This window comes from Rhodoferax sp. U11-2br (assembly GCF_018619435.1).
Lineage (GTDB): Bacteria > Pseudomonadota > Gammaproteobacteria > Burkholderiales > Burkholderiaceae_C > Rhodoferax.
On record NZ_JAHFZF010000062.1, the window covers coordinates 1 to 4,622 of the forward strand.

The following is a 4,622-nucleotide window of genomic DNA, read 5'->3' on the forward strand; positions in this document are numbered from 1 at the left end:
GCGGCCACCTGTGGACACACCGGCCAACAGGGTGAACACCAGCGCAGCGACGGCAGCCAGTCCGGCGATCAGCAGGCTGCTGGTGAGTATCAAGGCGATGAACCCAGCCACACCGCCAGTCGCCACGGAGCCCAGTCGCGTGCCCAAGATGCGTTTGGTGACAGCACCCACCACCGGCACAGCGATGAACATAAAGATGCCCAAATCCATCCAATTGAAACCATCGTCACCCGTCTGCTTGCTTGTCCTCGTCTGGGCAGGCACAGGCAAGGCCTCGCCGGTGATCAGCGCCATCAGCCGGTCAACCGCTGCGTCCAGGCCGCCCGCGTAATCCCCTTGCTTAAAACGCGGGGTGATGGCCTGGTCAATGATGCGTTTGGCGGCCAGATCGGGAATGGCGCCTTCCAGAGTTTTGGCGACTTCGATGCGCACCCGACGGTCGTTCAGCGCCACCACCAGCAACACACCGTCACCGATCTCCTTGCGACCGATTTTCCAGGTGTTGCCAACCCGGTTGGCATAACTGGTGATGTCCTCGGGCTGGGTGGTCGGCACCAGCAGCAGCACCAGCTGGGCACCGCGTGCCTGTTCAAAGGTCGTGAGTTTGGCCTCCAGCTGCTCACGCTGTGGGGCACCCAGGGCGCCGGTGGTGTCGACCACATGACCGGTCAGTGGAGGCACGGCCTGTTGCGCCAGGGCGATCCCCAGCGTCAACAGCCAACCCAGCAGACCGGCGGAGAGAACCGCCAACAAGCGATTCATTTCTTGTTGAAGTCAACCACCGGTGGGGTGGAAATTGCCGCTTCGTTTTGCACGGTGAAGCCTTCCTTGGGGTGGTAACCAAACACCATCGCGGTCAGGTTGCTCGGGAAACTGCGGGCCAACACGTTGTACTGCTGCACCGCTTGGATGTAGCGGTTGCGCGCCACCGTGACACGGTTCTCGGTGCCCTCCAGTTGCACACGCAGGTCTTTGAAGCCTTCGTTGGCTTTGAGGTTGGGGTATTGCTCCGATACGGCCATCAGGCGGCTCAAGGCCGTCCCGAGTTCACCCTGGGCGGCCTGGAATTTCTTGAAGGCCTCGGGATCGTTCAGCGTTTCGGGGGTCACCTGGATCGAGGTGGCTTTGGCGCGGGCTTCGATCACCTTGGTCAGGGTCTCTTGCTCAAACGCGGCTTCACCCTTGACGGTGGCCACAATATTGGGCACCAGGTCGGCGCGGCGCTGGTACTGGTTGAGCACCTCGCTCCAGGCGGACTTGGTCTGTTCGTCCAGACTCTGAAAATCGTTGTAGCCACAACCACCGAGCATCAGCGTGGCAGCAAGCACCAAGAACCAGCGTTTCATAGACATCTCCCAGCGAAAAAAGGACAACGGTAGCACAGGCCTGCTTCGCCACTTCGTGGCGTTGGCGTGGAATTCAAGGCAGGTGTGTGTGTATTTGGCCAGTAGCGTTCACGTGGTGTCGGAAAGCAAAGGCAAAATCGGGCTCCATCTCAACAGGCCGCCCACATGTCCAAAGCACCCCAAAAGCCCGCCGCCATCGGTGGCAGCGCTGATGAAACGGAAGCCAGCTTCTACGAGGCGCTGCAAAGCGGCGATATCGAGCGGCTGATGGCCTGCTGGGCCGATGAGGACGATGTCGTCTGCATCCACCCCGGCAGCCCGCGCCTGGTGGGCCTGGGTGCTGTGCGTGCCGCTTTTGAGATGGTGCTCAGCCACGGCGCGGTGCGGATCCAGGTGGAATCCCTGCGCAAGATCGAGTCGATGACCAGCGCGGTGCACAGTGTGCGTGAACGCCTCGACATCCTCACCAGTGAGGGCTCGGTCGAGGCCTTTGCCATTGCCACCAACGTCTATTTCAAGACCACCCAGGGTTGGCGCATGGTGGCCCACCATGTCAGCGCCGGTGGAGCGCATGACTCTGAGGACATCTCTGACCCACCCCACGTTCTACACTAAATTGGCATCTAGCCCTTATCAATAAAGGACAAGTAGCTATGAACTACATAGCTCCCTGGTGGTTGCCAGGCGGGCAGGTGCAAACCATCTGGCCAGCCCTTAACGCGCGCCGCCAGCAGACCCAGGCTACGGCCAAGATCACACCTTACCGGCGCGAGCGCTGGACCACACCGGATGCCGATTTCATCGATCTGGACTGGTTGGACACACCGCTAGCGGGCACCTTGCTGGTGCTGTTCCATGGTCTGGAGGGGTCGTCCCGCAGCCATTACGCGCTGGCGTTTGCCGAGTATGCGCAGCAACAGGGCTTCAACTATGTGGTGCCGCACTTCCGGGGCTGCAGCGGCCAGATCAACCTGGCCGCGCGCGCCTACCACTCGGGCGACTATGAAGAAATCGGCTGGGTGTTGCAGGCCTTGCGGCGCCAGCACCATGGGCGCATCCTGGCGGTGGGTGTGTCGCTGGGGGGCAACGCCTTGTTGCGCTGGGCAGAAGAAGCCGGGCAGAGCGCGGGCCAGGTGGTGGATGCGGTTGCCAGCATCTCCGCGCCGGTGGATCTGGCAGCCAGTGGCCAGGCCATTGGCCAAGGCTGGAACCGGCAGATCTACACACGCATGTTCCTGGCCAGCATGAAACCCAAGGCGCTGCGCAAGCTGGCCCAGCACCCGGGCCTGTTTGATGCGCAGGCGCTGCAGGCGGCCACGGACCTGTATGCGTTCGACAACGTCTTCACCGCCCCGTTGCACGGTTTCAAAAACACCAACGACTACTGGGCGCGGGCCTCGGCCAAACCACAGTTGGCCAGCATCCAGGTGCCTACCCTGCTGGTGAACGCCCTGAACGACCCGTTTGTACCCGGCCACAGCCTGCCCCACCTGCGCAGTGTGGGCCAGCACGTGACCCTGTGGCAGCCCCGCCATGGTGGCCATGTGGGTTTTGCCGCAGGCAAACCGCCTGGCCATCTGCGCAGCTTGCCCGAGCAGGTGGGCGGCTGGCTGGCACAACACGGAGCTCCCCATGGATGACATCGTCCACCAGGCCATGGCCAAGTGGCCCAACGTGCCCGACTGTTACGGCTGGCTGGGACTGGACGCGCGTGGCAACTGGTACCTGCGCGATGACCAGGCACAGGCCGCCGGGGCGTTTGCCAGCGGCTTGCCGGGCAGCAAGGGTTCGTTGTTGCAACACGACAAACTGATCGACTTCATTGGCCGCAACTACAGCGCTGACGGTCAGGGTCGCTGGTTTTTCCAGAACGGGCCGCAGCGGGTGTTTGTGGAGCTGCAGATGGCACCGCTGGTCTGGCGGGTGCAGGCCGACTTCTCGGTCAAGGACCACATCGGGCGTGATGCGTCTATCCAGACGTGCTGGCTCGACGAACATGGCCATCTGTTTTTGCAGACAGACACCGGTTTGGGCTTGGTGCACACCCAGGACATGGGTTTGGCGGCCGACGCGGTAGACCTCGGTCTGTGGTTGCCCCAGGATGTGCCGAGCCAGGATGTGCCAGCGAGGTTCGGTTTTGTCCTCAGTCCAATGGCTATGCAAAATGCATAGCGTGACGCCCTTTTGGAATAAGGGCTGACGGCCAAAATGATCTTGAATTCAGGGAGAGGTGCCGTGATCACCCTCAAAAAAGACCGACTGACCAGGCACCTGGGGACGAGGTGACCCGAGCAAACAGAAACGCATCAACGCGCCCCTGTGCGGACCAGGCCCGGAAAGCACCTACAATCCACGGTTCGCGTCAAGCATGCGGCTGTAGCTCAGTGGATAGAGTATTGGCCTCCGAAGCCAAGGGTCGTGGGTTCGATCCCCGCCAGCCGCACCAATCTTCAGCGAAACTCGCGTATCTATTTGATTCGTATGAGTTGCCAAGTAAATCAATCTCTTACGCGCTCCCGCCCGGACACAACCCCGGACACATTGCGGCGCGGCATGCCTTCCAAACCCGCCTCGCTGGTCCGACTGTTCGATGCAGGGGAGACTATGCCCAAGTGGTCTGGTTATCACGTCAAGACAGATGGACGGGCGTACTTTCGCCTTCGCGTACCCAAAGACCTACACCACCAGTTCGGAGAACAATGGCCCACGGTGAACCTCGGGTTGAAGGCTGGCCGCGAGGCTGAACGCTTGGCCCTCATGCACTACATCGCAGTGCAGGGAGTCTTTGAGGACAGACGCAGGGAACTTGCCGAGGAAGCCATGAGGCCCCGTCCCCGCCCCTTGAGTGAGCGCACGGAGGATGACATGCGAGGCCTTGCGAAGCATATTGCGCAGAGCTTCAACCGGGCACAGTACGCAGCCATACGTACCGGTTCCCCACGATCCGAGATTGAGTCCCTACACGAGGCCCTTACGCAGATTTCTGGCCAGGTGCTGTCCGCACAAGGGGCTGAAGGTCTGTCGCCGGTAGCCGAGGCGTTTTTGATAGCTGCGTGCATCCCTGTGGATCGTGAGCATCCCAGCTTCCGTTCGTTTGTCTTCGAGTTCGCCGCTGCGATAGATGAACACTACACCGAGCCCAGCGCCCGCCGCTTATCTGGCCGTCATGTTGCCCCGCCGCCCCTTCCCGAGTCCCCGCAGAGCGCCCCGGTGGTGCTCACGTTGGGCGCGGTGGTTACCGACTACATGGCCACGCTACCGCAGAACCAATACAGG

The 4,622-nt window shown here is 61.6% G+C and carries 6 protein-coding genes and 1 tRNA gene; 5 read left to right on the forward strand and 2 right to left on the reverse strand.

The window, feature by feature from the left end:
- The coding region (locus KKO72_RS20690) for a YgcG family protein (protein WP_214943732.1) at window positions 1–762 on the reverse strand (762 nt) is incomplete at its 3' end.
- A complete protein-coding gene (locus KKO72_RS20695; RefSeq protein WP_214943734.1) occupies window positions 759–1,352 on the reverse strand; it encodes a LemA family protein in 594 nt (197 codons plus the stop codon). The genes KKO72_RS20695 and KKO72_RS20690, both read right to left, overlap by 4 nt.
- Before the next feature lie 159 nt (window positions 1,353–1,511).
- On the opposite strand from KKO72_RS20695, the gene KKO72_RS20700 reads away from it, so the two are divergent.
- The 5 genes from KKO72_RS20700 to KKO72_RS20720 form a co-directional block, all read left to right on the forward strand.
- Window positions 1,512–1,961, forward strand: a complete 450-nt coding sequence (locus KKO72_RS20700) for a nuclear transport factor 2 family protein (protein WP_214943737.1) — start codon at window positions 1,512–1,514, stop codon at window positions 1,959–1,961.
- Between the two features lie 38 nt (window positions 1,962–1,999).
- Entirely contained in the window at window positions 2,000–2,986 is a 987-nt protein-coding gene (locus KKO72_RS20705) for a YheT family hydrolase (RefSeq protein WP_214943740.1), read from the forward strand.
- Entirely contained in the window at window positions 2,979–3,518 is a 540-nt protein-coding gene (locus tag KKO72_RS20710; protein ID WP_214943743.1) for a DUF2946 family protein, read from the forward strand. Before KKO72_RS20705 ends, KKO72_RS20710 begins: the two co-directional genes overlap by 8 nt.
- A gap of 198 nt (window positions 3,519–3,716) precedes the next feature.
- Window positions 3,717–3,792: transfer RNA gene (locus KKO72_RS20715), tRNA-Arg, on the forward strand.
- 107 nt (window positions 3,793–3,899) lie between these two features.
- Window positions 3,900–4,622: hypothetical protein (locus KKO72_RS20720; protein WP_214943746.1), on the forward strand; the 723-nt coding region annotated here is incomplete at its 3' end.